This window comes from Streptomyces sp. NPDC029836 (genome assembly GCF_055574495.1).
In genome coordinates this window covers 37,131-63,166 of sequence record NZ_JBVHZI010000008.1, presented here as the reverse complement: position 1 = coordinate 63,166, position 26,036 = coordinate 37,131, and the positions used below count along the sequence as shown (strand labels likewise).

22 protein-coding genes are annotated in these 26,036 nt (G+C 72.8%); 10 read left to right on the top strand and 12 right to left on the bottom strand.

Annotated elements, in window-relative coordinates; all coding sequences use genetic code 11:
• Window positions 1-75: 75 nt before the first annotated feature.
• The 6 genes from hflX to miaA form a co-directional block, all read right to left on the bottom strand.
• The gene (gene hflX / locus ACZ4XJ_RS23020; RefSeq protein WP_362879288.1) at window positions 76-1,584 is read right to left on the bottom strand and encodes a GTPase HflX; all 1,509 of its coding nucleotides are present in this window, start codon (window positions 1,582-1,584) and stop codon (window positions 76-78) included.
• 219 nt (window positions 1,585-1,803) lie between these two features.
• A complete protein-coding gene (locus ACZ4XJ_RS23015) occupies window positions 1,804-3,330 on the bottom strand; it encodes a M1 family metallopeptidase (protein WP_468497182.1) in 1,527 nt (508 codons plus the stop codon).
• A gap of 120 nt (window positions 3,331-3,450) precedes the next feature.
• Window positions 3,451-5,532, bottom strand: a complete 2,082-nt coding sequence (locus ACZ4XJ_RS23010) for a RelA/SpoT family protein (protein ID WP_362879292.1) — start codon at window positions 5,530-5,532, stop codon at window positions 3,451-3,453.
• Window positions 5,533-5,672: 140 nt separating this feature from the next.
• Window positions 5,673-6,548, bottom strand: a complete 876-nt coding sequence (gene dapF, locus ACZ4XJ_RS23005) for a diaminopimelate epimerase (RefSeq protein ID WP_468497181.1) — start codon at window positions 6,546-6,548, stop codon at window positions 5,673-5,675.
• 94 nt (window positions 6,549-6,642) lie between these two features.
• The gene (locus tag ACZ4XJ_RS23000; protein ID WP_468497320.1) at window positions 6,643-7,197 is read right to left on the bottom strand and encodes a hypothetical protein; all 555 of its coding nucleotides are present in this window, start codon (window positions 7,195-7,197) and stop codon (window positions 6,643-6,645) included.
• A gap of 111 nt (window positions 7,198-7,308) precedes the next feature.
• Window positions 7,309-8,247 carry a tRNA (adenosine(37)-N6)-dimethylallyltransferase MiaA gene (miaA, locus tag ACZ4XJ_RS22995; protein WP_383993499.1) on the bottom strand — a complete coding sequence of 313 codons (939 nt, stop codon included), beginning with the start codon at window positions 8,245-8,247 and terminating at the stop codon, window positions 7,309-7,311.
• 185 nt (window positions 8,248-8,432) lie between these two features.
• Here miaA and ACZ4XJ_RS22990 point away from each other — a divergent pair, with 185 nt between their 5' ends.
• On the top strand, window positions 8,433-8,663 hold the full coding sequence (locus ACZ4XJ_RS22990) for a gliding motility protein (RefSeq protein ID WP_362879298.1): 231 nt from the start codon (window positions 8,433-8,435) through the stop codon (window positions 8,661-8,663).
• 24 nt (window positions 8,664-8,687) lie between these two features.
• Window positions 8,688-8,972 (top strand): antitoxin, encoded by a 285-nt coding sequence (locus tag ACZ4XJ_RS22985; RefSeq protein ID WP_468497180.1) that lies wholly within the window; start codon window positions 8,688-8,690, stop codon window positions 8,970-8,972.
• A 92-nt stretch (window positions 8,973-9,064) separates the two neighbouring features.
• Here the strand turns inward: ACZ4XJ_RS22985 and ACZ4XJ_RS22980 are convergent, their stop codons facing one another.
• Together ACZ4XJ_RS22980 and miaB are read right to left on the bottom strand one after the other, a co-directional pair.
• Window positions 9,065-9,772 carry a class III extradiol ring-cleavage dioxygenase family protein gene (locus tag ACZ4XJ_RS22980; protein ID WP_468497179.1) on the bottom strand — a complete coding sequence of 236 codons (708 nt, stop codon included), beginning with the start codon at window positions 9,770-9,772 and terminating at the stop codon, window positions 9,065-9,067.
• A 34-nt stretch (window positions 9,773-9,806) separates the two neighbouring features.
• On the bottom strand, window positions 9,807-11,285 hold the full coding sequence (miaB, locus tag ACZ4XJ_RS22975) for a tRNA (N6-isopentenyl adenosine(37)-C2)-methylthiotransferase MiaB (protein WP_468497178.1): 1,479 nt from the start codon (window positions 11,283-11,285) through the stop codon (window positions 9,807-9,809).
• Between the two features lie 155 nt (window positions 11,286-11,440).
• On the opposite strand from miaB, the gene ACZ4XJ_RS22970 reads away from it, so the two are divergent.
• Window positions 11,441-12,436 carry a TAXI family TRAP transporter solute-binding subunit gene (locus ACZ4XJ_RS22970; RefSeq protein WP_468497177.1) on the top strand — a complete coding sequence of 332 codons (996 nt, stop codon included), beginning with the start codon at window positions 11,441-11,443 and terminating at the stop codon, window positions 12,434-12,436.
• A gap of 84 nt (window positions 12,437-12,520) precedes the next feature.
• Here the strand turns inward: ACZ4XJ_RS22970 and ACZ4XJ_RS22965 are convergent, their stop codons facing one another.
• Together ACZ4XJ_RS22965 and ACZ4XJ_RS22960 are read right to left on the bottom strand one after the other, a co-directional pair.
• Window positions 12,521-13,480 (bottom strand): ROK family protein, encoded by a 960-nt coding sequence (locus tag ACZ4XJ_RS22965; RefSeq protein ID WP_468497319.1) that lies wholly within the window; start codon window positions 13,478-13,480, stop codon window positions 12,521-12,523.
• A 54-nt stretch (window positions 13,481-13,534) separates the two neighbouring features.
• On the bottom strand, window positions 13,535-14,605 hold the full coding sequence (locus ACZ4XJ_RS22960; protein ID WP_468497176.1) for a LacI family DNA-binding transcriptional regulator: 1,071 nt from the start codon (window positions 14,603-14,605) through the stop codon (window positions 13,535-13,537).
• A gap of 433 nt (window positions 14,606-15,038) precedes the next feature.
• Between ACZ4XJ_RS22960 and ACZ4XJ_RS22955 the strand changes: the two genes are divergently transcribed.
• Together ACZ4XJ_RS22955 and ACZ4XJ_RS22950 are read left to right on the top strand one after the other, a co-directional pair.
• A complete protein-coding gene (locus ACZ4XJ_RS22955; protein ID WP_468497175.1) occupies window positions 15,039-16,289 on the top strand; it encodes a glycoside hydrolase 5 family protein in 1,251 nt (416 codons plus the stop codon).
• 54 nt (window positions 16,290-16,343) lie between these two features.
• Entirely contained in the window at window positions 16,344-18,455 is a 2,112-nt protein-coding gene (locus ACZ4XJ_RS22950) for an endo-beta-N-acetylglucosaminidase (protein WP_468497174.1), read from the top strand.
• Between the two features lie 13 nt (window positions 18,456-18,468).
• On the opposite strand, the gene ACZ4XJ_RS22945 is transcribed toward ACZ4XJ_RS22950, so the two are convergent.
• On the bottom strand, window positions 18,469-19,881 hold the full coding sequence (locus ACZ4XJ_RS22945) for a sensor histidine kinase (protein ID WP_468497173.1): 1,413 nt from the start codon (window positions 19,879-19,881) through the stop codon (window positions 18,469-18,471).
• Between the two features lie 12 nt (window positions 19,882-19,893).
• Window positions 19,894-20,610: a response regulator transcription factor gene (locus ACZ4XJ_RS22940; protein ID WP_362879314.1), complete on the bottom strand. Its 717-nt coding sequence runs from the start codon at window positions 20,608-20,610 to the stop codon at window positions 19,894-19,896.
• Between the two features lie 282 nt (window positions 20,611-20,892).
• On the opposite strand from ACZ4XJ_RS22940, the gene ACZ4XJ_RS22935 reads away from it, so the two are divergent.
• The 5 genes from ACZ4XJ_RS22935 to ACZ4XJ_RS22915 all read left to right on the top strand — a co-directional run bounded on the left by ACZ4XJ_RS22935 (window position 20,893) and on the right by ACZ4XJ_RS22915 (window position 26,034).
• Window positions 20,893-21,678, top strand: a complete 786-nt coding sequence (locus tag ACZ4XJ_RS22935) for an amino acid ABC transporter ATP-binding protein (RefSeq protein ID WP_362879315.1) — start codon at window positions 20,893-20,895, stop codon at window positions 21,676-21,678.
• Between the two features lie 84 nt (window positions 21,679-21,762).
• Window positions 21,763-22,617, top strand: a complete 855-nt coding sequence (locus ACZ4XJ_RS22930; RefSeq protein WP_362879317.1) for a glutamate ABC transporter substrate-binding protein — start codon at window positions 21,763-21,765, stop codon at window positions 22,615-22,617.
• A gap of 83 nt (window positions 22,618-22,700) precedes the next feature.
• Complete coding sequence (locus ACZ4XJ_RS22925) at window positions 22,701-23,375, top strand: amino acid ABC transporter permease (protein ID WP_362879319.1); 675 nt, start codon at window positions 22,701-22,703, stop codon at window positions 23,373-23,375.
• Complete coding sequence (locus ACZ4XJ_RS22920) at window positions 23,372-24,250, top strand: amino acid ABC transporter permease (protein ID WP_468497172.1); 879 nt, start codon at window positions 23,372-23,374, stop codon at window positions 24,248-24,250. The genes ACZ4XJ_RS22925 and ACZ4XJ_RS22920 overlap by 4 nt, the downstream gene beginning before the upstream one ends.
• Before the next feature lie 203 nt (window positions 24,251-24,453).
• Entirely contained in the window at window positions 24,454-26,034 is a 1,581-nt protein-coding gene (locus ACZ4XJ_RS22915) for an FAD-dependent oxidoreductase (RefSeq protein ID WP_468497171.1), read from the top strand.
• Window positions 26,035-26,036 lie beyond the last annotated feature (2 nt).

Genomic DNA, 26,036 nt, shown 5'->3' with positions numbered 1-26,036 from the left:
GAAGTGGGGGCCCTGCGTCATGCGTACGGCGCGTATCGCGTCGCCGTTACCGCGTGGCCCGTTACCGCGTCGCCGTTACTGCTTCGCGGGAATGAACGGCGCCAGCTCGGCCGCGAGTTCCGGGTGGACGCGGGCCTTGAGCAGGGTTCCCTCCGGGGTGTGCTCCTCGGAGATGACCTCGCCCTCGGCGTGTGCCTTGGCGATCAGCGAGCCGCGGGTGTACGGCACCAGGGCCTCCACCTCGACCTCGGGCCGGGGCAGTTCGGCGTCGATGAGCGCGAGGAGTTCCTCGATGCCCATCCCGGTGCGCGCCGAGACGGCGATGGAGTGCCGCTCGATGCGCAGCAGGCGCTGCAGGACGAGCGGGTCGGCCGCGTCCGCCTTGTTGATCACGACGATCTCGGGCACGTTGACGGCGCCGACCTCGCGGATCACCTCGCGGACCGCCGCCAGCTGCTCCTCCGGCGCCGGGTGCGAGCCGTCCACGATGTGCAGGATGAGGTCGGAGTCGCCGACCTCCTCCATCGTGGAGCGGAACGCCTCGACGAGGTGGTGCGGCAGGTGCCGGACGAAGCCGACCGTGTCGGCCAGGGTGTAGACCCGGCCGGACGGCGTTTCGGCGCGGCGCACGGTCGGGTCCAGGGTGGCGAACAGGGAGTTCTCCACCAGGACGCCCGCGCCGGTGAGGCGGTTGAGCAGCGAGGACTTGCCTGCGTTGGTGTATCCGGCGATGGCCACCGAGGGCACCTTGTTGCGGCGTCGTTCCTGCCGCTGGATGTCGCGGCCGGTCTTCATCTCGGCGAGCTCCCGGCGCATCTTCGCCATCTTCTCGCGGATGCGGCGCCGGTCGGTCTCGATCTTGGTTTCACCGGGTCCTCGGGTGGCCATGCCGCCACCGCCGCCGCCACCCATCTGCCGGGACAGCGACTGACCCCAGCCGCGCAGTCGCGGCAGCATGTACTGCATCTGCGCGAGGGCGACCTGTGCCTTGCCCTCGCGGGACTTGGCGTGCTGGGCGAAGATGTCGAGGATCAGGGCGGTCCGGTCGACGACCTTGACCTTGACGACGTCTTCGAGGGCGATGAGCTGGCCGGGGCTGAGCTCGCCGTCGCAGACGACGGTGTCCGCCCCGCTCTCCATGACGATGTCGCGCAGCTCGCGGGCCTTGCCGGAACCGATGAAGGTGGCCGGGTCGGGCTTGTCGCGGCGCTGCATCACGCCGTCGAGAACGAGGGCGCCCGCGGTCTCGGCGAGGGCGGCGAGCTCCGCGAGGGAGTTCTCCGCGTCCTGCACCGTTCCGGAGGTCCAGACACCGACGAGGACCACGCGCTCCAGGCGGAGCTGGCGGTACTCGACCTCGGTGACGTCCTCGAGCTCGGTGGAGAGACCGGCGACGCGGCGCAGGGCCGCGCGCTCGGAGCGGTCGAGCTGGTCGCCGTCCCGCTCTCCGTCGATCTCGTGGCTCCAGGCGACGTCCTCTTCCATCAGGGCATCGGCCCGAAGGCTCTCGGTGAAGCTCTGCGGGTCGCGCGCGTCCTGCGCGTCGTCCCGCGGGTCCTGGGAAGGGGAAGAAGAGGAGGTCATTGGATCCTTACGTCGATTCGAATGCGTCGCGCCGGCTTCGGTGCGAGCCGCTGCCGTGCCTGTCCGGCGAGGCCCGGCCAGTTATGGCCAAAGGTACCGCCGCGCGTGACATCACACTGTCACGTGCAACGCGTCACCCCGTCCGGTGATTCCCCGGGGAGGCGCTCCCCCGGTTCCCCTGACGGCCTCGTCGATGGTGACATGCCCGTTCCCCGCCCGTCATACCGTTTTCCCGCCGTCCGATGCCGCGCCGCCCCCGGTCGCCGCTCCCGTCGCCGCTCCCGTGGCCGCGCCCTTGCCGCCGGCCGCCGCCGAGCCGCTCCACTCCGGGTGTCCCGGCATCGGCGGGGTCTTCGCCCCGTACAGCCACGGGTGCAGGAAGGGGGCGAGGTCCCGGCCGGCCTCCTGTGAGGCCAGCCGTACGAAGTCGGCCGTGCCGGCCACCCCGTCCCGGTGCTCGGCGACCCAGCGGCGCTGGACGCGGTCGAAGGCGGCCGTCCCGATCTCCTGGCGCAGGGCGTAGAGGATCAGCGCGGAGCCGTCGTAGACCACGGGGCGGAACAGCCCGATCTTCTCGCCGGGGCCCGAGGCCTTCGGGGCCGCCGGCGGGCCGCCCGCCGCCCGCCACTGGTCGGAGCGCTGGTACGCCTCGCGCATGCGCCGCTCCAGGGAGTACTTGCCGAGGCCGTCCGCGTAGAGGGCCTCGTACCAGGTCGCGTGGCCCTCGTTCAGCCACAGGTCCGACCAGGTGCGCGGGCTGACGCTGTCGCCGAACCACTGGTGGGCCAGCTCGTGGACCATGACCGCCTCCACGTACCACTCGGGGTAACCGGCGCCCGTGAAGAGCCCGTGCTCGAACAGGGAGAGGGTCTGCGTCTCCAGCTCGAACCCGGTGGTGGCCTTGGCGATCAGCACCCCGTAGTTCTCGAAGGGGTACCGGCCGACCCGCTCCTCCATCCAGGCCACGTGCCCGGGGGTCTTCTTCAGCCAGGGCTCCAGCTTCTCCCGGTCCGCGGCGGGCACCACGTCGCGCAGCGGCAGTCCGTGCGGGCCGGTGCGGTGGACGACGGCTGAGCGGCCGACGGAGACCTGGGCCAGTTCGGTGGCCATCGGGTGCAGGGTCCGGTACGTCCACTGCGTGGCGCCGCCTGCCCGGGCCGCGGGCAGGGCGACCGGCACGCCGTTGGCAACGGCGGTGAGCCCGGTGGGGGCGGTGATCCGGAAGGTGAACCAGGCCTTGTCGGCGGGGTGGTCGTTGCAGGGGAAGACGCGGTGCGCGGCATCGGCCTGGTTGGCCATGGCCAGCCCGTCCTCGGTGGGGACCCAGCCGCCGTCGCCGCGTCCGCGCGGGTCGCTGGTGTGCCGGACGGTGATCCGCAGCGGAACGCTCGCCGGCACCGCCCGCGCGGGGGTCAGTACGAGGTCCTCCCCGACGCTCTCGAACCGCGCCGGCTCCCCGTTGACCTCGGCCGACGCCACCGTGCCGTGGGTGAAGTCGAGGTTGATCCGCTCCAGCGGCTCCAGGCTGCGGGCTTCGATGACGGTGACCGCGTCCAGGGGGCTGCGATTGTCCTTGTACGTGAAGGACAGGTCGTACGAGAGGACGTCGTACCCGGGGTTGCCGAGCTCCGGGAACAGCCGGTCGCCGATGCCCAACGGCGTCGGCGGGGGCAGCACGGCGGCGACGAGGGTGAGGGAGGCCGCGGCCAGCAGGGCGGCGCGCAGGCGCGGGGAGGTGAGCTGCATCCACCACCGCTTACCAGCGGCGGCGCCGCCCCCGCGTGCGACGCGCGACGCGACCACCCGAACGAGGCGTTCCCCCCAGGGACCGGCCTACGCAAGCCCCCCTGCGCGCCCTGTCGGCCGCTACGTGCGGCGGACGTCGTAGACGCCCGGGACGTCGCGCATGGCGCGCATCAGGGCGGGCAGCCCCGTCGCGTCGGGCAGTTGGAGCGTGTACGAGTGGCGGACCCGTTGTTCGACGGGCGGTTCCACGGTCGCGGAGACCACCTCGACCCCTTCGCGGGCGATGGCCTCGGTCAGGTCGGCCAGCAGGTGCGGGCGGCCGAACGATTCGGCGAGGAGCGTGACCCGGCAGTCCGCGGTGGCCCGCCAGTGCACGGCGACGGCCGTCCGGCCCACGGACCGCATCTGGGCGACGGCCGGACAGTGGACGCGGTGCACGGTGACGGTCCCGCCCCGTACGAGGAACCCGGCGACGGCGTCCGGCGGTACGGGCGTGCAGCAGCCCGCGAGGCGCACGGTGGCGTCCGGCAGATCGGCGACGGCGTTGCCCCCGCCACCGCGCGCCCCGACGACGGACAGCGGTGCGCGGGGGGCCGCGGCGGCGGGTCCGGCCCCGTCCGGGTGGGACTGGAGCCAGCTGCTGATGGCGATCCGGGCGGCGGGGGTCCTGGCGTGGTCCAGCCAGTCGGCGGCCGGCCCGGAGGAGGCGTCCTGGGCGAGCAGCAGTTGGACGGTGTCCCCGTCTGAGAGCGGGGAGGACAGCGAGGTGAGGCGCCCGTTGACCCGGGCGCCGATACAGCCGTGGGCCGCTTCCCCGTGCTGCGCGTAGGCGGCGTCGATGCAGGAGGCCCCGGCGGGCAGGCTCATCGTCCCGGAGGCGCTACCGTCCTCGCGGTAGACGGTGATCTCGCGGTCCTGGGCGAGTTCGGCGCGCAGGACCGTCCAGAAGGTGTCGGGGTCGGGCGCGGACTGCTGCCAGTCGAGGAGGCGGGACAGCCAGCCGGGCCGGGTGGGGTCGACGCGTTCCTCGTCGCAGTCGGCGGGCTCGCCGGTGGCGTACGGATTGCCGAGGGCGACTACCCCGGCCTCGGCGACGCGGTGCATCTGCCGGGTGCGCACGATGACCTCGGCGACGTAGCCCTCGGGGACGGCGACGGCGGTGTGCAGCGACTGGTAGAGGTTGAACTTCGGGACCGCGATGAAGTCCTTGAACTCCGAGACGACCGGGGTGAAACAGGTGTGGAGCTCTCCCAACACGGCGTAGCAGTCGGCGTTCTCGGCGACGAGGACGAGGATGCGGCCGAAGTCGGAGCCGCGCAGATCGCCGCGGGTGCGGGAGATCCGGTGGACGGAGACGAAGTGCCGGGGGCGGACGACCACTTCGGCGGTGACGCCGGCTTCCCGTAGAACGGCGCGTACGGAGTCGGCGATGGCGGGGAGCGGGTCGGCCTCCCCCGCGTGGGCGGCGATGAGCGCGCGCGTGTGCTCGTACTCCTCGGGGTGCAGGATCGCGAAGACCAGGTCTTCCAGTTCGGTCTTCAGGGCCTGGACGCCGAGCCGTTCGGCGAGCGGGATCAGGACGTCGCGGGTGACCTTGGCGATGCGTTCCTGCTTCTCGGGGCGCATCACGCCGAGGGTGCGCATGTTGTGCAGTCGGTCGGCGAGTTTGATGGACATGACGCGGACGTCGTTGCCGGTGGCGACGAGCATCTTGCGGAAGGTCTCGGGTTCGGCGGCGGCGCCGTAGTCGATCTTCTCGACCTTGGTGACGCCGTCGACGATGAAGCAGACCTCGGCGCCGAACTCCTCGCGGACCTGATCGAGGGTCACGTCGGTGTCCTCGACCGTGTCGTGGAGGAGGGAGGCGGTCAGGGTCGTCGTCTCGGCGCCCAGCTCGGCGAGGATGAGGGTCACGGCGAGCGGATGTGTGATGTACGGCTCACCGCTCTTGCGCATCTGGCCGCGGTGGGAGGTCTCCGCGAGCAGGTAGGCGCGCCGCAGCAGGGAGAGATCGGCGTCCGGATGGTGGGCACGGTGGGCTTCTGCTACGTGTCCGATCGCGTCCGGGAGCCGGTCGCGGGACGTGGGCCCGAGCAGGGCCGCCCGACCGAGCCGCCGCAGATCGAGCCGCGTCCGGCCCCGTCTGCGCAGCTCAGGACGCACTTCGGCATGCGCTTCGGGGTTCGTGGCCTCTGCACTCATGGGCACCTCCGGCGGCTTCGACCGGCGGTGGCGGGCATGGGGTGAGCCCTCAGGGCCGGTGCCTGATGTTACCGACCCCACCACGTGGCGCAGTCCACCTCTCGCTCAGCGTGAAACGGATCACCCATGAGAGGGAATCTTCAGGCGAAGGCCGTTTCGGTGAGCCAGGTGGGTTCGAACTCCCCGGAGGCGACGATGACGGCCGGTCCGGTCATGTCGATGCGCCCGTCGGGGTGCTCGGTGATGACCAGCGTGCCGCCGGGCAGGTCGACGGTGTAGCTCGCCGGGTCGCCGGTGACGGCGGGGTCGACGCCGTCGCGCCGGATCACGGCGACGGCGACGGCGCAGGCGCCGGTGCCGCAGGAGCGGGTCTCGCCGGAGCCGCGCTCGTGGACGCGCATCGCGACGTGACGGGGGCCGCGGTCGACGACGAACTCGACGTTGACCCCGGTGGGGTAGGCGCTCGCCGGGCTGAACGGCGGGGCGTCGAGGAGGTTCCCGGCGTCGTCGAGGCTGTCGACGAAGGCCACGGCGTGCGGGTTGCCCATGTTCACGTTCCGGGCGGGCCAGGAGCGCTCGCCCACGGAGACGGTGACGTCGCCCTCGGGGAGCGCGGCGCGGCCCATGGAGACGGTGACGTCGCCGGTCTTGGCGAGGTGGACCCGCTTGACGCCGCCGCGGGTGGCCACGGCGAAGTCGCCGGGTTCGATGTGGCCGGCGTGGTGGAGGTAGCGGGCGAAGACCCGCACGCCGTTGCCGCACATCTCGGCGACGGAGCCGTCGCTGTTGCGGTAGTCCATGAACCACTCGGCCTCTTCGGCCAGGTGGGCGGCCTCGGGGTGAACCGCGGAGCGCACCACGTGCAGCACGCCGTCCGCGCCGATGCCGGCGCGGCGGTCGCACAGGGCGACGACGGCGGACGGCGGCAGGTCGATGGCGTTGTCCGGGTCCGGGACGATCACGAAATCGTTCTCGGTGCCGTGACCCTTGAGGAAGGAGAGGGCGGTGTGCGTCACCCGGCCATCGTACCGAGGCGGGGTCCGCGGCGACGGGCGGGATCAGCGCGTCGTCAGGGACCCGGCCCCCGGCCGGGTCGCCGAAGGAGAGGGCTCAGCGGAGCCGGGCCACCCGGTACACGGCGAGCGCCACGACGGCCAGCGCGAGCAGCGCGTACAGCGCGGCCATCCGCCAATCGGGGCGGCGGCCGCTGCCGCGGGGTGGGAGCCCGGGCCAGGAGTAGCCGACGCGGCGGGCCGCCATCATGCCCCAGCCGCCGGCGCAGCAGCAGATGAGGAAGCCGAGCATGGCGACCACGGCTCCGCCGTCGCCGAACTCGAAGGCGAGGGGGAACGCGAACATCAGGGACCCGGTGGCGGCCAGGATCACGATGGGGGCGATCTGCCAGAGCCGCAGGCGGCGCTGCGGGCGGAGCTCGACCTCGAACTCGGGGCCGGAGACGTCCTCCGCACCGGCCTCGGGGGTGTCGGGGCCGTCGGGGGTCAGCCGCGCGGGGTCGGCGGGCAGACCGAGCCCGTCGGGGGCGTCCGGCACGCCCGGCGCGTCGGGGCCGGCGCCGCCGACGGTCCCTGCGGGGCCGCCGAGCAGCATCGGGTCGGCTTCCCGCCCGGTGTCGTCCCGCCCGGTGTCACGAGGGCCGGCCTCCATAGCCACGCGCCCTCCCCACTCGGACTTCGTACGTCGCTGTTCAGAAGTTTGATGATGGCACGGTCCCGGGGCCCGGACGGGCGTGCGGGGCGTCCCGATGCCATCACGTGATCAGGCTGTGACCGCTCGTTCGACCAACGACTGCGCGAGTCCGGGGAGTTCTCCACGATCCGCGACGGCCCCGCTGAGCCAGTGCACGCGGGGGTCCCGGCGGAACCAGGAGTCCTGCCGGCGGGCGAAGCGCTTGGTGGCCCGTACGGTCTCGGCGCGGGCCTCGTCCTCGGTGCACTCCCCCGCGAGGGCGGCGAGCACCTGTTGGTAGCCGAGCGCGCGGGAGGCGGTGATTCCGTCGCGCAGGCCGCGGGCCTCCAGGGCGCGGACCTCGTCCACCAGGCCCGCCTCCCACATGCGGTCGACGCGCAGGGCGATCCGCTCGTCGAGTTCCGGGCGGGCGACGTCCACGCCGATCTGCACGGTGTCGTAGATCGAGTCGTGGCCGGGCAGGTTCGCGGTGAACGGCTTGCCGGTGATCTCGATGACCTCCAGGGCCCGGACGATCCGGCGGCCGTTGCTGGGCAGGATGGCGTGGGCGGCGGCGGGATCGAGCGCGGCGAGGCGGGCGTGCAGGGCTCCGGGGCCGCGCAGGGTGGCCTCCTCCTCCAGCCGGGCCCGGACCTCGGGGTCGGTGCCCGGGAACTCCATGGCGTCGAGGGCACCGCGCACGTACAGCCCGGAGCCGCCGACGAGGACCGGGGTGCGGCCCTCGGCGAGCAGCTTGTCGATCTCGGCGCGGGCGAGGCGCTGGTACTCGGCGACGCTGGCGGTCTCGGTGACGTCCCAGATGTCGAGGAGGTGGTGCGGGACGCCGCCGCGTTCCCCGGTCGTCAGTTTGGCGGTGCCGATGTCCATCCCCCGGTAGAGCTGCATGGAGTCGGCGTTGACGACTTCGCCGTCGAAATGACGGGCCAGGGCTACGCCCAGGTCGGACTTTCCGGCCGCGGTGGGACCGACGACGGCGATGACCCGCGGGGCGGGGGCTGCTTTCCTCACCGACACAGTCTCGCAGCCCCCGGTCAAGACGCGATCGTGTACCCGATCGAGCGACGTGACGGGCTCGCGGCGGAGTCGTTGCCCCCAAGAGGTTCCGGCCCGGTGCACGCCGTGCGTGCACCGGGTGGAGGCCGCTGCGGCCGGGGCGGAACTTCACTCCCACGAGTAACGTTAGAGGAGCAGACATGGGCGTTTTCAGCCGGTTTTTTGGCCGCAAGGACGAGGTAGCGACCGAGACGGTCGCGGCCGAGGCCGACCCGGCGGGAACGCCGGTGGCTGAGACCGGACCGGCCGCACCGGCCGAGGAGGCCGAGACGGCGGTCGGGACCCCCGCGGCGGAAGCCGTGGAGATCCCGAAGCAGCAGTCGGCGGAGGCCGCCGCGGACAGCGAGGCCGGCGAGGGCGCCCGCACGTAACCGTTCACCACTGGAAGGTGACCCATGGGCCTGCTCGACAACCTCAAGGCCAAGCTCGCTCCGGCGAAGGACAAGGTCGGCGACCTCGCGCAGCAGCACGAGGGCAAGATCGGCCAAGGTCTGGACAAGGTGGCCAAGGCCGTCGACTCCAAGACCAAGGGCAAGTACAGCGGCCAGATCACGAGCGGTACGGGCAAGGCGAAGGACGCACTGGGCAGGATCGCGCACCAGGACGACACCCCCGGCGGGCCGACGCCGCCCACCCCGCCCACCCCGCCGGCGCCTCCGACGCCTCCGGCGGCCTCCTGACGCGGTGCGCGAAGGGGCGCGGAACCGAACCGGTTCCGCGCCCCTTCGGCGTGTACGCCGCGTCGCGCGCGCCGGGGTGGCCGGCGGCGGCCTCAGGACCAGGTGGCGACGAAGTAGCCGACCCCGTACGGGGCGCCCTCGTACAGCAGTCGGCCGTCCAGGTCGGCGGCTTCGGCGGCGCCCGCGAGGACCTGCCAGGGAGCGCGCCCGGCGGCCTGGAGCTCGTGGGCGAGTTCCGCGTCGAGGGCGGCCAGGGCGGGGGTGTCGGCCGCGCCGAGGGCCAGCGCGGCGGCCGCGTCGAAGGCGGCGGCGCGGTCGTCGAGGTAGCCGGGGGCCTTCAACGTCCGGCAGGCACTCCCGTCACCCATGACGAGCAGCGCCACGCGTTCGTCCCGTTCGGCGAGGGCCCGCCCGGCGGCCAGGCACAGTTCCGGTTCCAGCCGTCCGGCCACCCCCAGGCCCTCGACGGGAGCGGCGCCCCAGCGGGCCCGTTCCAGCAGCCAGGCGCCCACGGCCAGCGAGGGGGGCAGCAGCCGCGGCCCCTCGTCGCCCTCGCCGAGTTGCACGTCGGCCGGGACGCCGAAGCCGCGGAAGGAGCCTCGGGATCCCTGCGGGTAGGGCCCGAGGTGGTCCTGGTCGGCGGCGCCGACGACGACCAGCAGGTCGGGTCGGGAGGCGGCGAGCACGGCCAACGCGTCCGAGCAGGCCGTACGGGCGGCGTCCAGTTCGGCGGCGGCCCCCGCGGCGACCTCCGGCACGAGGAGCGGCGGGGCGGGGCAGACGGCGGCGGCTACGAGCATGATCCGCAGCCTAGCCGCCCCCGGCGTCCGGTGGTCAGTCGATCGCGCAGCCCGACGTGGCGACGGGCAGCGGGGCGGGGACGCCCAGGGTGGGGATCCCGAGCATCACGCCCGCCGGCTGGGCCGGGGCCGCGTTCCGCTTCTCCCAGGCGTCGCCGGCGCGGGTGCGGCGCACGGTGCCGGTCGGGCCCTCGGCCAGCAGGTGGTGCGGGGCCGCGTAGGTGATGTCGACGGTCACCACGTCACCCGGGCGGACGTCGTCGGCCGGCTTGGTGAAGTGGACGAGGCGGTTGTCGGGGGCGCGCCCGGACAGCCGCTGCGTGGCGCCGTCCTTGCGGCCCTCGCCCTCGGCGACCATGACCTCCAAAGTGCGCCCGACCTGCTTCTTGTTCTCCTCCCAGGAGATCTCCTCCTGGAGGGCGACCAGGCGCATGTAGCGGTCCTGGACGACCTCCTTGGGGATCTGCCCGTCCATGTCGGCCGCGGGGGTGCCGGGCCGCTTGGAGTACTGGAAGGTGAAGGCGTTCGCGAACCGGGCCTCGCGGACGGTGTGCATCGTCTGCTGGAAGTCCTCCTCCGTCTCACCGGGGAAGCCCACGATGATGTCGGTGGAGATCGCGGCGTGCGGGATGGCGGCGCGGACCTTCTCGATGATGCCGAGGAAGCGCTCCTGCCGGTACGAACGGCGCATCGCCTTGAGGATCGGGTCGGAGCCGGACTGCAGGGGCATGTGCAGCTGCGGCATCACGTTCGGGGTCTCGGCCATGGCCGCGATCACGTCGTCGGTGAAGTCGCGCGGGTGCGGGGAGGTGAAACGGACCCGCTCCAGGCCCTCGATCTGCCCGCAGGCGCGCAGCAGCTTGCTGAACGCCTCGCGGTCGCCGAGGTCGGAGCCGTAGGCGTTGACGTTCTGGCCGAGCAGGGTGATCTCGGAGACGCCCTCGGCGACCAGGGCCTCGACCTCGGCGAGGATGTCGCCGGGACGGCGGTCCTCCTCCTTGCCGCGCAGCGCCGGGACGATGCAGAAGGTGCAGGTGTTGTTGCAGCCGACGGAGATCGAGACCCAGGCGGCGTACGCGGACTCGCGGCGGGTCGGCAGCGTGGAGGGGAAGGCCTCCAACGACTCGGCGATCTCGATCTGCGCCTCCTCCTGGACGCGGGCGCGCTCCAGGAGGACGGGCAGCTTGCCGATGTTGTGCGTGCCGAAGACGACGTCGACCCAGGGGGCCCGCTTGACGATCGTGTCGCGGTCCTTCTGCGCGAGGCAGCCGCCGACGGCGATCTGCATGCCGGGGCGCTTGGTCTTCATCGGGGCGAGCCGGCCGAGGTTGCCGTACAGCTTGTTGTCGGCGTTCTCACGGACGGCGCAGGTGTTGAACACGACCACGTCGGCGTCGCCGTCGCAGCCCTCGGGGGCGCGCGTGTAGCCCGCGCCCTCCAGCAGACCGGACAGCCGCTCGGAGTCGTGCACGTTCATCTGGCACCCGTAGGTGCGCACCTCGTACGTTTTCAAAACTGCAGCCTCGCCCTCGACACTCACCCCACAAGGGTACGGGTTGGTCCCGGGCCGCCGACGCGGCAGCGGTCGACGGGCCCGCGCACCGCGCGGGGCCCGGTGGCAGGCGGCCCGCCGTGACAGGACGGCGGACGAGTGGCAGGATCGCCGGCATGCCCCTCCTCCCGACCACCGCCGGCCGGCGCCGCGCCCTTCGGGGCCTGGTGGCGGTGCTGGCCGTGCTCGGGGCGCTGCTGTGGTGGCTGCGTCCCTTCGGCGAACCGGAGCTGAAGGGGGACCTCACCTTCAGCTCGGGCGTCCGTACCGGCGTCTACCACCGCTACGGGCAGTTGCTGGAGCAGGCCCTCGCGCGGGACATGCCCGGGGTGCGGGTCCAACTGGAGACGAGCGAGGGTTCGCAGCAGAACCTCCAGCGGGTGGCCGACGGCCAGGCCGACTTCACGGTGGCGACGGCCGACGCGGTGTCCAAGTACCGCCTCGACGGCAAGCCGGGCGCGGACGCGCTGCGCGGCTGCGCGCGGCTCTACGACGACTACGTGCAGCTGGTGGTGCCCGCCACCTCGTCGGTGCAGTCGGCGCGTGACCTGCGGGGCAAGCGGGTCGCGATCGGCCAGGACGGCTCCGGTGTGCGGCTGATCTCGGAGCGGCTGCTGACCGCGGCCAAGCTGAACCCGAAGCAGGACATCACTCCGGTGGCCATAGGGATCGACACCATGCCGGCGGAGCTGGAGGCGGGACGGATCGACGCCTTCTTCTGGTCGGGCGGACTCCCGACCAGCGCGGTGCGGGAGCTGTCGGAACGCTTCGAGATCCGGCTGGTGCAGCTCGGCGACCTGGTGGAGCAGCTCCAGGCGGGCGGCAGCCCGGCGCGCTACTACCGGGCGGCGGTGATGCCGCAGGACGCGTACGCGTACGCCCGCAACACCTCCGCGGTGGCGACGGTGGCCGTCCCGAACCTGCTGGTGACCCGGGAGGACACCAGTCCGGAGCTGACGGAGCAGTTCACACGGACGGTGATCCTCAGCCGGGACCGGATCGGGGGCCAGGTGCACGCGGCCCAGTTGGTCGACCTGCGCACGGCGATCTACACGGACCCGCTGGACCTGCACGAAGGGGCCCGCCGGTACTACCGGTCGGTCAAGCCGTAGCCCCGCGGCGGCGCGGCCGCTCCCGCCGACGAAGCTGTAGCCCTCCTGCCCCTGACAGGCCCGTCCCGTCCCGCCCGCTGGGCGTCAGGCGGCCGGGAGCAGCATCATCGCCGCGGCCGCCGCGCCGATCAGACCCGCGTCGGTCCCCAGCCCGGCGGGAACGACTTCGAGGTCCTGAACGAAGCCGAGGGTCGCGTACGAGGCCAGGTGTCGGCGGACCGGTTCGAAGAGGGTGTCGCCCGCGGCGGCGACCCCGCCCCCGATGACGGCGATGTCGGTCTCGACGAGCGTGGCGGTGGCCGCGATGGCGGCGGCGAGCGCGCGGCCGGCCCGGTCGAAGGCGGCCCGGGCGACGGGGTCGCCCGCCACGGCGGAGGCGGCGACTCCGGCCGCCGTGGGGTCGGGTCCGGTCCAGCCCTGGGCCAGGGCCCAGCGCGCGATGGCGGTCCCCGAGGCCAGGGATTCGACGCAGCCGTGGCCGCCGCAGACGCACCGCTCCCCGTCGAAGGCGACGCTGATGTGGCCGATGTGGCCCGCGTTGCCGGTGGGGCCGGGGTGGAGCTGGTTGTTGAGGATCAGGCCGCCGCCGACGCCGGTCGAGACGACCATGCACAGGGCGTTCGCGTGTCCCCGGGCGGCGCCCAGCCAGTGTTCCGCCGCGGTCATGGCCACGCCGTCGCCCGCCAGGACGGTCGGGATCCGGGCGCCGCGGGCGGCGAGTTCCGCGCCGACCCGGGCCTGGACGGGGAAGTCCCGCCAGGCCCCGATGTTGACCGGGCTCACGGTGCCGCGCGTGGTGTCCACCGGGCCCGCGCTGCCGATGCCGCAGCGGACCACGTGTGGCCACAGGGGCGCTTCGGAGAGGTCGGCGACGACTTCGCCGACCGCCGCCATCACCGCGTCGGCGTCCGCCCCGTGCGGGGTGGGGCGGCGGGTGGCCGCCGTCATCGTGCCGTCGGGGTGGACCAGCGCACCGGCGATCTTCGTTCCGCCGATGTCGATCGCCACGGTCGGACCTACGGCTGCGGCGGCCGCGCGGGGCACGGGGAGGGCTGGGGTGGGAGTGGTCACGGTGGCGCTCCTGGAAGGGGTCGGATTTCAGTATGCGGCTGCCGGTGGGGCCGTACTCTCCCGGGGTTCCAGCCGGGGCAGCTCGCTCTCGCGGGTGCGGGGCGCCGCGCCCGCGAGGACGGCGAGGAGCTCCTCGGCGGCGAGCCGGCCGAATGCCGCGGTGTCGCGGACCAGCGCGGCCAGTCGGGGGTGGGTGACCCGGCACAGGGCGGAGTCGTCCCAGGCCACGATGGAGAGTTCGCCGGGTACGGCGATGCCGAGTGCGGCGGCGACCGCGCTGCCCGCGACCGCCATGACGTCGTTGTCGTACACGAGCGCCGTCGGCGGTTGTGGCCGCGCGAGGAGCCGGCGGGTGGCGGCGGCGCCCTCGGTGTCGGAGTAGTCGGTGGTCACCGACTCCACCCGGTCCGCGGCGAGGCCGAGCCGCAGCGCCCCGGCGCGCAGCGAGGCGATGCGGCGGGCGGTGTGCGCGAGTTCGGGCAGGCCCGCGACGTGGGCGATCCGGCGGTGCCCGAGGGCGTGCAGGTGCCCCAGTACGTCGGCCATGGCCCGGGCGTCGTCGGCCCGGACGGAGGAGAGGCAGCTCGCTCCCGGTTCGCCGGGGCCGCCGTCCTGATCGGCCGTCCCGGTAGCGGTCCCGCCGATCAGGACGGCGGGCAGGCCGAGGGCGGCGAGCAGTTCCGGGCGGGGGTCGCGCGTACGCGGGTCGACGACGAGGACGCCGTCCACGCGGCGCTCGGCCCACCAGCGGCGGTGGACGGCGCATTCGGCGTCGACGTCCTCGACGACCTGGAAGAGCAGGGCGGTGCGGCTCGCGGAGAGCACTTCCTGGATGCCGGAGACGAGTTGGAGGAAGAAGGATTCGACGCCGAGGGTGTGCGCGGGCCGGGCCAGGACCAGCCCGACGGCTCCGGAGCGTTCGCCGGAGAGGGCGCGGGCCGCGCTGTTGGGCTGCCACCCGAGTTCCTCCGCGACCTGCCGGATCCGGGCGCGGGTGCGCTCGGACACCCCGGGCCGGTCGTTGAGCGCGAAGGAGACGGCGCTCTCGGACACCCCGGCGCGGCGGGCGATGTCCTTGATGGTGGGTCTGCGGGCCATGCCTGCCTCATCCCTCGGTGACGTGGTGCGTGGGGCTGCGTAGGACTACATGGGACTGTGTGGGACTACGTGGGACTGCGTGGGAGCGCGCGGGACCGCGCCGGACCGCGCCGGGGCGGTGTGCGGCGGACCGTACGCGATCCAGCCCTGCGCGGGCCCCGCCCTCCGCGTCCGCGCGGACCGGAATCGGCTCGCCAATCGGCTTGTTGTCCCCTCTCCTTTTCCTCCGAACCTTCCGTATTCGCACCGCCGACTAAACCGCATTAGTCCCACCCTCCCCCACCCCACACGGCCCGGCCGGCAAGGAACCGACGCGCATAAGTGGCCATGCGCCGGCTCCTGGAAATCCCTGCCCCGAGGCCCTGTTGACTTTGTCCGACCACGCGCGGCAGGTTGAGGCGTCCGGTGAATTCCCCGAACTCCGGGACGTTTCATGCCGCATGACCCGCGCACCCTGCGCTTCGGCGCGAATTACGCCCCGACCCGGGGGTGGTTCCACCATTGGCTGGACTTCGATCTCGACGAGGTCCACGCCGATCTGGACTCGGTGGCCGCGCTCGGACTGGACCACGTCCGGGTCTTCCCGCTGTGGCCGTTGTTCCAGCCGAACCGCACCCTGATCCGGCCGCGCGCCGTCGAGCAGTTGGTCGCGCTCGCCGACGCGGCGGCCGCCCGCGGGCTCGACGTCGCCGTGGACGGGTTGCAGGGGCACCTGTCGAGCTTCGACTTCCTGCCCTCCTGGACGGCGACCTGGCACCGGCGCGGCATCTTCGACGACCCGGACGTCATCGCCGGCCAGGCGGAATACCTGCGCACCTTGGCCGCCGCCCTCGCCGACCGCCCCCACTTCCTCGGCATGACCGTGGGCAACGAGATCAACCAGTTCGCCGACGATCCGCATCCCGACCCCGACCGCGTCACCCCCGACCGGGCACGGCGCTGGCTGGAGCGCATGCTGGCCGCCTGCGAGGAGGGCGCCCCGGGCCGCCTCCACCTGCACGCCGAGTACGACGCCGTCTGGTACCGGGACCGGCACCCCTTCACCCCCGCGCAGGCGGCCCGGTTGGGCGCGGCCACCGCCGTGCACTCCTGGGTGTTCAACGGCACCGCGCAACGCCACGGGCCCACCGGGACGGCGACCGAGCACCACGCCGCCTACCTGATCGAGCTGTCCAAGGCGTGGGCGGCGGACCCGCACCGCCCGGTGTGGCTCCAGGAGGTGGGGGCGCCCGCCCCGCTGATCGGGCCGGCCGACGCCGCCCGGTTCGCCGAGGCCACCGTGGCGAACGCGCTGGACTGCCCGGACCTGTGGGGGGTGACCTGGTGGTGCTCGCACGACGTGTCCCGGGATCTCGCGGACTTCCCGGAGGTGGAGTACGGCCTCGGCCTGCTCACCAACGACCGCCGGACCAAGCCCGTCGGCGCCGCCGTCGCCCGGATCGCCGGGCAGTGGCGCGGCCGTACGCACCACCCCGCGCCCCGGTCCACCGCCCTCGCCCTGGCCGCGGGCCCGGTGCCACGGGCCCGGGCGTGCGCCCCGGGCGGCGCGTTCTTCGAAGCCTGGGCCTCGTTGGCGGCCGAAGGGGTGCGCCCGGCGGTGGTCCTGGCGGAGCACGCCGGGAATCCGGCGCACCTGTCCGCGCGCGGCATCACCGAGGTGCTGCGGGTGCACGACGTGACCTGACCCGCACGGCCCCGCACCGGCCACGACCGCCCCGCCCCGCGTGAGGAGACCCGCATGTCCGCGACCGATCCGGGCGCAGTCCCCCGTACGTCCCCGGCCGGCGCCGCCCCGGGGCCGACCCGGCGTACGGTGCTGGTCGCCGGGGTCGCCGGCGCCGGCGCGCTGCCGGTCGGGGCCGTCGCCCCGGCGCGGGCGGCGACTCCCGACCCCGCGCCCGTCCTCGCCCCGTACGCCTCCTACTGGTTCCCCCACTCGCTCCCGCCGGGCGAGCCGGGGCCCGGGATCGTGTGGCGCTCGTTGTCGGCGTGGAGCCCGGAGGCGGACCCCGACCTGGCTCACAACGCGGCGACCGTCCCGCTCGCCCCGCGCTTCACCCCCGTGCCCCCGCACCCGGGCGCCCGCGCGGGGCAGGCCCGGATCGCCTCGCTCGTCTCGTTCGGTCCGACCGCCGGCAACCCGTCCCAGGGCTCGGCGACGGCCGACTCGTACGCGCTCACGCACTGGGCGTACATCGACGAGTTGGTCTTCTGGGGCGGTTCCGCCGGCGAGGGCGTCGTGCTCGCGCCGAACGCCCCCGTGACGGACGCCGCCCACCGCAACGGCGTCCGGGTCCTGGGCAACGTGTTCCTGCCGCCCGTCCCCTACGGGGGTGACCTGCGGTGGACGCACGAGTTGGTGCGGCGCGACGCCCTCGGCCGCTTCCCCGCGGCGGAGCAACTCGTCCGGGTCGCCCTGGCCCACGGCTTCGACGGCTGGTTCGTCAACGCCGAGACCGACGGCGGGGACGGCGCGTTGGCGTCCCGGATGCGTGGGTTCCTGCGCGCCCTGCGGGCCGCGGGCGAACCGCACGGCCTGCGCATCACCTGGTACGACGCCATGAACACCACCGGCCGGGTCGGCTGGCAGGGGGCGCTGAACGCCCTCAACCAGGAGTTCTTCGAGGACCGGGCCGGCAAGGTCGCCGACACCCTCTTCGTGGACTTCCGCTGGACCGCGTCGACGCTGGCCGCCTCCGGCGCGCTAGCCGACCGGCTGGGCCGCTCCCGCCACGAACTGTGGGCGGCCGTGGACGTCGAGTCCAACGGGTTCCACTCACGCGTGCATTGGGACGCGATCGTGCCGCGCGATCGCGACCACGTCGTCAGCTACGGCTTCTACCGTCCCGAGTGGACCCGCAACCACCTCACCGACCGCTCCCCCGGCGCGTTCCACCGCTCCGACGACCTGTTCTGGACCGGCGAGTCCCTCGACCCGTCGAAGCCCGCACCCGCATCGGACTGGCGGGCGCCCGCCACGGTGGTCGCCGACCGTTCCACGGTGACCGGGCCGCCCTTCGCCTGTTCGTTCAACACCGGTCACGGACTGCGCTGGTACGAGGACGGCGAGGTCCGCGGCGACGCGCCCTGGAGCCACCTCGCCCTCCAGGACCGGCTGCCGGGCCGCCGCTGGGTGGTGGACACCGCCGGTGAACGGCCGTCCGTCACCCTTGACTTCGCGGACGCCTGGCGCGGCGGTTCGAGCCTCCTCGTGGCGGGCCGGCCCGGCGCCCCCGTCGCCGTCGGCCTGCACGCGACCCGGCTCCCGCTGACCCGCACCACGGTCGCCGAGCTGGTGCACCGTACGGAGGCCGGCCCGGTCGTCGTCGAGTTCGGGGTGGCCACCCGCGAGCCGGCCGCACCCGGCGACCCGATCCCCTACACCTGGCTGCGCGCGGCGGCCCCGAGCGGCGGCCGGGGTTGGCGCACCACCCGCGTCCCCCTCGGGGCGCCGGCCGGGGTGACCGCGTACGCCCTCGCGGTACGGATCACCGGACGCGGGAACGAGCCGGTGTCCTGGCGGCTCGGGGCCCTGTCGGTACGCGACACCGCCCTTCCCCGGCACCCGGCCCCGCCCACCCACCTGGAGCCGGCCGCCACCGCCCGGCGGGGCGACACCGTCGAGCTCCGCCTCACCTGGCACCGGGCAGCCGGGCCCGTCCGGCACTACGAGCTCCACCGCCTGCTCCCCGACGGCACCCGCCGCTTCCTCGGCGGCACCTGCGCCGCCGCCCTGTACGTCCCCTCCGTCCCCCGGGCGGGCCGGGAGCGGGCGGCGCGCTTCGAGCTGCGGTCGGTCGGGGAGACGTACGCGACCTCCGCGCCGGCCCGTACCGAACTGTCCTGGTAGCCGGCCCGGGGCGTCAGGGGTTGTGGGGGTCGGTGCGCGGGACGGCGACCGTCACGCGCAGCCCGTGCGGCGGGTTCGTCTCGTAGGAGAGGGAGCCGCCGCCACCGGCGAGCAGGGCCCGGGAGATCGACAGGCCGAGGCCGGAGCCCTTGACGTTCTGGTGCCGGCCGCTGCGCCAGAACCGGTCGCCGACGCGCAGCAGTTCCTCCTCGGTGAGGCCGGGCCCCCGGTCGGCGATGACGATGAGCGCGCTGCGCCCGGCCGCGGAGACGGACACCTCGACCTGCTCTCCCTCGGGGGTGAACTTCAGGGCGTTGTCGATCACGGCGTCGAGCGCGCTGGACAGGGCGATCGGGTCGGCCCAGCCGGTGACGGCGGAGCGGCCCGTCTCGGTGAGTCGTACGCCCTTCTCCTCCGCGTACGGCCGCCAGGAGGCGACCCGCTCGGAGGTCAGCGCCCCGATGTCGGTGAGGCTGATCTCGGCGGAGGCGTGTTCGGCCAGGGCGAGGTCGAGGAGGTCGTCCAGGACCTGGGTGAGGCGTTTGCCCTCGGTCCGCACGGAGGCGATCTCCTCGTTGCCCTCGGGCAGTTCGAGGGCGAGCAGCTCGATGCGCAGGAGCAGCGCGGCGAGGGGGTTGCGCAGTTGGTGGGAGGCGTCGGCGACGAACGCCCGCTGCTGTTCCAGGACCTCTTCCACGTTGTCGGCCATCTCGTTGAACGAGCGGGCGAGGCGTTGGAGTTCGGGGGGGCCGCCGGAGGCCGCGACGCGGGAGTTCATGCGACCGGTCGCGATGCCGTGGGCGGCGGCGTCCAGCGTCTGCACGGGCTTGAGGACCCAGCTGGTGAGGCGCAGGGCGGCGCCGAAGGCCAGCAGCATGGCGGCGGCGAGTCCGGCCGTGGTGTACAGCCAGCCCCGCAGGATCCGGGCGCGCATCTGGTCGGTGGGCGATTCGGTGACGACGACGGCGACCACGTCCCCGTCGAGGACGACCGGGGAGGCGACGAGCAGTTTGCCGTGGGTCTGCCAGGGCCACACCTGGCCCGGGTCGTGGCTGCGCCGCCCGGCGAGCGCCTCGCCGAAGGCCCACCGGCCTTCGCCGTCGTCCGGGAGCTGCCACCAGCCGGGCGCCCTGACCAGGGCGTTCCCGTCGCGGTAGAAGATGCCGACGCGGATGCCGTACAGCTCCTGGTAGCGGGCGAGTTCCTGCTGGAGGGTCTCCTGGCGCTCGTCGGCCCCGGTGGAGCCGGAGCCCTCGGCGTCGATGACGAACTGGGCGAGCGCGGCGAAGCGGGCGCTGTCGTCGATCCGGTCGACGACGACGTCCTGTTGTTGTCGGGCCGCCAGGCTCACGGCGAGCGGGAACCCGAGGGCGATCAGGACGCCCGCCATGAGAACGACGAGGAGCGGCAGCAGTCGGGCGCGCACGGCAGGGGCCCGTCAGGGCGCGGCCGGGGTGACGAGCCGGTAGCCCACCCCGCGGACGGTCTCGATGAGGGCGGGCAGGCCCAGCTTGGAGCGCAGCGAGGCCACGTGCACTTCGAGGGTGCGCCCGGTGCCCTCCCAGCTGGTGCGCCAGACTTCGCTGATGATCTGCTCGCGCCGGAAGACGACGCCGGGCCGCTGCGCGAGCAGGGCCAGCAGGTCGAACTCCTTGCGGGTGAGCGGTACGTCGGCGCCGTTGACGCTGACCCGGCGGGTGGGCAGCTCGATGGAGACGGGGCCGAGCCGGACCGCGGCGGAGGATCCCGTGCCGCCGGTGGCGGTCTCCTCGGAGGCGCCGGTGCGCCGGGCGACGGCGTGGATGCGGGCGAGGAGCTCGCCGGTGTCGTACGGCTTGGTGACGTAGTCGTCGGCGCCCATGTTCAGGCCGTGGATGCGGGAGCGGACGTCGGCCCGCGCGGTCACCATGATCACGGGCGTGCTGGTGCGCTTGCGGATCTTGCCGCAGACCTCGTAGCCGTCCTGGTCGGGCAGACCGAGGTCGAGCAGGATCACCCCGTAGGGAGAGGCGCCGGGCGGGGACCCGGCGGGCAGCAGCGCCTGGAGGGCCTCCTCGCCGCTGCGGGCGTGGGTCACCCGGAAACCGTGCCGGGCGAGGATCGCGGACAGGGCGGCGGCGACGTGGTCGTCGTCCTCTACGAGCAGCAGCCTCATGACATCCCCCTTTCCTGTTCACGGCATCCGGACGAAGAATGGCCCAACACGGGCCACCATGCATCCACGCCCATGAAGACTCCCACGTCAAGGGGGTTCCGGTCCGGCGAGTCTTCCGTTATGCACCCGGTACGCGTCCGGAGCACCCCGGGCGGAGCCACGCACGGAGCGTATCCGGGCGAGGCCGGATCGTTATGCTCAATTCTCCCTCAGATGTGGTGACGGTGTGCGCGCCTCGTCACTACTGTCCTCCCAACCGACGGAGGACGGAGCAAGAAGCCGATGAGCGGAGTATCAGTGACCAAGGACGTGCAGGACGCGGCCGGTGCCGCGGACGGCCTGGTCGTACTGAGCAACGTCAACAAGCACTTCGGCGCGCTGCACGTGCTTCAGGACGTCGATCTGAGCATTGCCCGCGGTGAGGTCGTCGTGGTGATCGGTCCCTCGGGATCGGGCAAGTCGACGCTGTGCCGAACCATCAACCGGCTGGAGACGATCGACTCGGGCACCATCACGCTCGACGGGAAGCCACTGCCGGCCGAGGGCAAGGAACTCGCCCGGCTGCGTGCCGACGTGGGCATGGTGTTCCAGTCGTTCAACCTGTTCGCGCACAAGACGGTGCTGCAGAACGTCATGCTGGGTCAGATCAAGGTCCGCAAGACCGACCAGGCGGCCGCCCGCGACAAGGCGCAGTCGCTGCTGGACCGGGTGGGCGTCGGCTCGCAGGCCGACAAGTACCCGGCGCAGTTGTCCGGCGGCCAGCAGCAGCGCGTGGCGATCGCCCGGGCGCTGGCGATGGAACCCAAGGTCATGCTCTTCGACGAGCCGACCTCGGCCCTCGACCCGGAAATGATCAACGAGGTGCTGGAGGTCATGCAGCAGCTCGCCCGGGAGGGGATGACCATGGTCGTCGTCACGCACGAGATGGGCTTCGCCCGCTCGGCCGCCAACCGGGTCGTCTTCATGGCCGACGGAAAGATCGTCGAACAGGCCACGCCCGAGCAGTTCTTCAGCAACCCGCGCAGCGACCGCGCCAAGGACTTCCTGTCGAAGATCCTGCACCACTGACGTTTCTCGTCCGGTAGTGATCCGTTCGACGGAGCACACATCTCGCTCGTCGCTCAACCACGTCTCACCCGAGGGAAGTTCATCATGAAGATCTCCAAGGTCGGTGCGGCCGCGGCCGTCGCCGTCGCCCTTGCCCTGACGGCGACCGCCTGTGGCGGCAACAGCGACAAGTCCGCAAGTGACGCCGGCGCGTCCGGCGGCGGCGGCAAGGACAAGGTCGTCATCGGCATCAAGTTCGACCAGCCCGGCGTGGGCCTCAAGACCCCCGACGGCAAGTACACGGGCTTCGACGTCGATGTCGCCACCTACGTGGCCAAGGAACTCGGTTACGAGCCGAACCAGATCGAGTTCAAGCAGGCCATCAGTGCCGAGCGCGAGAACCTCATCTCGAACGGTGACGTCAAGTTCATCGTCGCCAGCTACTCGATCAACGACAAGCGCAAGGAGAAGGTGGACTTCGCGGGCCCGTACCTCCTCGCCCACCAGGACCTGCTGGTTCGCGCCGACGACACCAGCATCACCAAGCCCGAGGACCTGAACAAGAAGAAGCTCTGCTCGGTCACCGGCTCCACCTCCGCGCAGAACGTCAAGACCAAGCTGGCCCCCGAGGCCGACCTGAAGGAATCCGCCGGCTACTCCGAGTGCCTCACCGGCCTGGAGAGCAAGTCGATCGACGCGCTGACGACGGACAACTCGATCCTGGCCGGCTACGCCGCGCAGGAGAAGAACAAGGGCAAGTTCAAGCTCGTCGGGCTCAACATGAGCAACGAGAACTACGGCATCGGTCTGAAGAAGGGCGACAAGGACCTCCAGACCAAGATCAACGCCGCGCTGAAGAAGATGGTTTCGGACGGTTCCTGGGAAGCGGCCGTGAAGAAGAACTTCGGTCCGGCCGACTACAAGAACGAGCCTGCCCCGCAGATCACCGAAGGCAGCTGATTCCCCGGTGAGGGGCGCCGCCGCCCGCCTGCCGCGGGCGGCGGCGCCCCTCACCGGCCACTCTGGGGAGAGCGCAGGGCAACGTGTTCGACTTTCTTGATTCCGGGCAGTACGACGTGCTCGGAGCCTTCTGGGTGACGGTTCAGCTCACCCTCTATTCGGCGGCCGGGTCCCTCATATGGGGAACCGTCCTGGCCGGGATGCGGGTCAGCCCGGTCCCGCTGATGCGCGGCTTCGGCACCACGTACGTCAACGTGGTCCGCAACACCCCGCTGACCCTGCTGATCATCGCCTGCTCGCTGGGCCTCAGCGAGACGCTGGGCATTTCACTGGGCGGCGAGACGTTCAAGGAGACCGGCTTCCGGCTCGCGGTCCTCGGACTCTCGGCCTACACCGGCACCTTCGTCTGCGAGGCACTGCGCTCGGGCATCAACACCGTGCCCGTGGGGCAGGCGGAGGCCGCCCGCGCGCTGGGCCTGAGCTTCTTCCAGGTGCTCACGCTGATCGTGCTCCCCCAGGCCTTCCGTGCGGTCATCGCGCCGCTCACCAACGTACTGATCGCACTCACCAAGAACACCACGGTGGCTGCGGCCATCGGCGTGGCCGAAGCGGCCCTGCTGATGAAGGAAATGGTCGAGAACGAGGCCCAGGCACTCTTCGCCGTCTTCGGCGTCTTCGCCCTCGGTTTCGTCCTGCTGACCCTGCCCACCGGCCTGCTGCTGGGCTGGGTGGCCAAGCGAGTGGCGGTGAAGCGATGAACTCCGTGCTGTACGACGCCCCGGGCCCGAAGGCGAAGTCCCGGAACTGGATCTACACCGTCGTCTTCGTCATCCTGCTCGGCCTGGCCCTGTGGTGGGCGCTGGGCCTCATGTCGGAGAAGGGCCAGCTCGACGGCGAGAAGTGGTCCCCCTTCGTCACCGACAGCCAGGTCTGGACGACGTTCCTGATCCCCGGCCTGCTGGAGACCCTCAAGGCGGGCGCGCTCGCGATGGTGATCGCGCTGCCCCTGGGTGCGCTGCTCGGCATCGGTCGGCTGTCCGACCACGCCTGGGTGCGGGTCCCCGTCGGCACGTTCGTCGAGTTCTTCCGCGCCATCCCGGTGCTGATGTTGATGATCTTCGGCTCGGCCTTCTTCGTGGAGTTCACACCGATCTCCTCCGACATCCGTCCCCTGTACGCGGTGGTCGCCGGCCTGGTGCTCTACAACGCTTCGGTCATCGCCGAGATCGTCCGGGCGGGCGTGCAGTCCCTGCCCAGCGGCCAGTCGGACGCGGCCAAGGCGATCGGCATGCGCAAGGGCCAGACCATGGTCCACGTGCTGATCCCGCAGGCCGTCACCGCGATGCTGCCGGCCCTGGTCAGCCAGCTCGTGGTGATCCTCAAGGACACCGCGCTCGGCGGCACCCTGCTCGGCCTCACCGAGCTCCTGTCGACGGCTCGGCAGATCTCCGCGAACTACAGCAACACCATCGCGACCTTCGTCGTGATCGCGCTGATCTACATCGCGGTCAACTTCGCCCTCACGAGCTTCGCGTCCTGGCTCGAAGGCCGGCAGCGCAAGTCCACGAAGAGCACCGGAGCGGTGGTCGGCGCCAATGAGGCCAACGACTTCGCCATCGGCAGGTCCACCTGACCCGACTTCACCGAAGGCCGGCCTCCGGTCTTCCGGCCCCCAGGGCCTGACATAGGGTCAGTCATAGTGCGTAGCCCGCGTGGTGCGGCGGAACTCTTCCGCCGCACCACGCGGCGTTGTCGCGACGGGTGTCACTTGACGCGGGCACCTTCAGTGGGTTGCATACGTTCTGTGATCACATACCGGACATCGGGAGCCGCGCCATGGACCCGGTGATCGTCGTCGGCGCGGGACCCGTCGGGCTGTCCCTCGCCCTCGCCCTGGCCGGCCACGGCGTGCCGTCCGTCCTGCTCGACGAGGGACCCGGCAAGGACGAGCCCCGGCCCGCCCGTTCCGTCGTCCTGCACGCCGACACGGCGGCCATGGCGCACCGGCTGGGCTGTACGACGTTGCGCGACGAGGGCGCGCGCTTCGCGGCCTGGCGCACCATGAGGCGCCGTCAGGAATCCTCGCGGATCACCTTCGAGGACCGTCCCGCCCCCCTGCACCTGCCGCAGCACGCCCTGGCCCGCGGCCTGCGCGACTCGGCCACCACCCACCCGCTGATCCAGCTGGTCACCGACTGCAAGCTGGACTCCCTGGAGCAGGACGAGCGCGGCATCACCGCGCACACCCGGGGCTCCGAGACCACCTGGTGGCGCGGCAGCCACCTCGTCGGCTGCGACGGCGCCCGCTCCACCGTGCGCAAGCTCCTCGGCATCCGCTTCCCCGGCCGGACTGCTGTCGAGCGGCACGCCGTGGCCGCGCTGCGTGCCGAACTGCCCTGGCCCGGGGAGGCGTTGCTGCACCGCAACCCGCCCGCCGGCCCCGAGGAGGTCACCGCGCGGCCGCTGCCCGACGGGGTCTGGCGCCTCGACTGGCTACTCCCGTCCCGAGGCGACCTGGTCACCCCGGACGCGCTCGTCACCCTGATCCGGGACACCCTGGCGGGCTGGTGCGGGGGCACGACTCCGCCGTACGAGCTGATCGACACCGGGGTGCACACCCTGCACCACCGCCTCGCCCTGCGCTGGCGCGACGGGCGGGCCTTCCTCGCCGGGGACGCCGCCCACCTGCTGGGCGCGCTCGGCACCCAGGGGGTCGAGGAGGGGCTGCGCGACGCCGAGAACCTGGCCTGGAAGCTGGCCCAGGCCTGGCACCAGGGGGCCTCGGAGACCTTGCTCGACAGCTACGAGGAGGAACGGCGCACCGCCGTCGCCGCCCGACTGCGCGCCGCCGACCAGGCCATGCCCGCCCTGCGCGGCGGGGGCGGCCTGCGCACCCTGCTCCCCGGATCGACGCGTTCCGCGCACTCCCTGCTGACCGACGGCCACCTCGGCCGGGGCCCGCTGGGCGCGGAGCCCGTGTACGCCCCGCCGGTCGCCGTGCACGAGGTGCCGACGGCGACGGAACCCGGCGGTCCGGTGGCGAACGTCCCGGTCACCGCCCCCGACGGGGCGACCGTCCCGCTGCGCGACCTGCTCGGCCGCGGTCGGCTGCTGGTGCTGCTCGTCGCCCCGGGCACCGGCGTCTGGGACCGGCGGCACTGGGTGGGCGCCGGACTGATGCCCCGACTGGCGGCGGCGGTGACCGCGCTGCCGGTACGGGCCGAGCTGCTGGTGGCGGACTCGTACCCCGGGGCCCCGGCGCACACCGTGCTCCTCGTGCGGCCCGACGGGCACCTGGCGGCCACGTTCGAGGGGGTCCGGCCGGCGGAACTGTACGAGGCCGCGGACGCCGTGCGCGGTGGTGCGCCGGAGGCCGCGCCGACCGCCTCCACCACGCCTACAGCCGTGATCGATTGACC

Excerpts from the sequence above, each read along its gene's own strand:
- hflX (WP_362879288.1), bottom strand. The coding sequence starts at position 1,584 with ATGACCTCCTCTTCTTCCCCTTCCCAGGACCCGCGGGACGACGCGCAG.
- ACZ4XJ_RS23015 (WP_468497182.1), bottom strand. The coding sequence starts at position 3,330 with ATGCAGCTCACCTCCCCGCGCCTGCGCGCCGCCCTGCTGGCCGCGGCC.
- ACZ4XJ_RS23010 (WP_362879292.1), bottom strand. The coding sequence starts at position 5,532 with ATGAGTGCAGAGGCCACGAACCCCGAAGCGCATGCCGAAGTGCGTCCT.
- ACZ4XJ_RS23000 (WP_468497320.1), bottom strand. The coding sequence starts at position 7,197 with ATGGAGGCCGGCCCTCGTGACACCGGGCGGGACGACACCGGGCGGGAA.
- ACZ4XJ_RS22990 (WP_362879298.1), top strand. The coding sequence starts at position 8,433 with ATGGGCGTTTTCAGCCGGTTTTTTGGCCGCAAGGACGAGGTAGCGACC.
- ACZ4XJ_RS22985 (WP_468497180.1), top strand. The coding sequence starts at position 8,688 with ATGGGCCTGCTCGACAACCTCAAGGCCAAGCTCGCTCCGGCGAAGGAC.
- ACZ4XJ_RS22980 (WP_468497179.1), bottom strand. The coding sequence starts at position 9,772 with ATGCTCGTAGCCGCCGCCGTCTGCCCCGCCCCGCCGCTCCTCGTGCCG.
- ACZ4XJ_RS22970 (WP_468497177.1), top strand. The coding sequence starts at position 11,441 with ATGCCCCTCCTCCCGACCACCGCCGGCCGGCGCCGCGCCCTTCGGGGC.
- ACZ4XJ_RS22960 (WP_468497176.1), bottom strand. The coding sequence starts at position 14,605 with ATGGCCCGCAGACCCACCATCAAGGACATCGCCCGCCGCGCCGGGGTG.
- ACZ4XJ_RS22955 (WP_468497175.1), top strand. The coding sequence starts at position 15,039 with ATGCCGCATGACCCGCGCACCCTGCGCTTCGGCGCGAATTACGCCCCG.
- ACZ4XJ_RS22950 (WP_468497174.1), top strand. The coding sequence starts at position 16,344 with ATGTCCGCGACCGATCCGGGCGCAGTCCCCCGTACGTCCCCGGCCGGC.
- ACZ4XJ_RS22940 (WP_362879314.1), bottom strand. The coding sequence starts at position 20,610 with ATGAGGCTGCTGCTCGTAGAGGACGACGACCACGTCGCCGCCGCCCTG.
- ACZ4XJ_RS22935 (WP_362879315.1), top strand. The coding sequence starts at position 20,893 with ATGAGCGGAGTATCAGTGACCAAGGACGTGCAGGACGCGGCCGGTGCC.
- ACZ4XJ_RS22930 (WP_362879317.1), top strand. The coding sequence starts at position 21,763 with ATGAAGATCTCCAAGGTCGGTGCGGCCGCGGCCGTCGCCGTCGCCCTT.
- ACZ4XJ_RS22920 (WP_468497172.1), top strand. The coding sequence starts at position 23,372 with ATGAACTCCGTGCTGTACGACGCCCCGGGCCCGAAGGCGAAGTCCCGG.
- ACZ4XJ_RS22915 (WP_468497171.1), top strand. The coding sequence starts at position 24,454 with ATGGACCCGGTGATCGTCGTCGGCGCGGGACCCGTCGGGCTGTCCCTC.